At 70.8% G+C, this 530-nt stretch carries 1 protein-coding gene; it reads right to left on the minus strand.

The genetic code is table 11. The features are described from left to right. Positions 1-530, minus strand: a 530-nt coding sequence (locus AC1D2R_RS32260; RefSeq protein WP_477973886.1) for a penicillin acylase family protein, incomplete at both ends; no start/stop codon positions are given.

The following is a 530-nucleotide window of genomic DNA, read 5'->3' on the forward strand; positions in this document are numbered from 1 at the left end:
TCCAGCAGCACATCGGGCTGGCCCTTGACCTTGATGGTTTCGCGGCGGGTCTGGAAGTCGGCCCAGGCGGTGCCTGCGGCGGCCGGGATGCGGTATTGCCCGGGGTTGGCGGGAGTGATCTGCTCGAGGTACAGGTCCTGCACGTCGGGCGCGGTGTTGGTGAATCCCCAGGCCATTTTTTGGGTGCGGCCCAGGACCACAAAAGGCAGGCCGGGCAAGGTCGCGCCTATGACGTCCAGCCCGGGGCCTCCATCACCACCTCCGCCGGCGGGCGCCTGCAGGCGCGCGAAGTACCAGATGGCCGGCGCCGACAGGCCCAGGTGCGGGTCGTTGGCCAGCAGGGGTTTGCCGCTGGTGCTGTGCGCGCCCGCCACCACCCAGTTGTTGGAGCCCTTGCCGTCGACCTCGCCCAGCGCCCCGGCCCAGTGGTTGATGCCTTGCGCCATGGCGACCGCGCCGGCGTCCGGGCCGCGGGAGACCTTTTGGGTGGCGGGAAGCTCGGCCCGGTACACGCCGAGCTCGGCGTAGAG

The organism is Rhizobium sp. P1_C7, assembly GCF_056406295.1.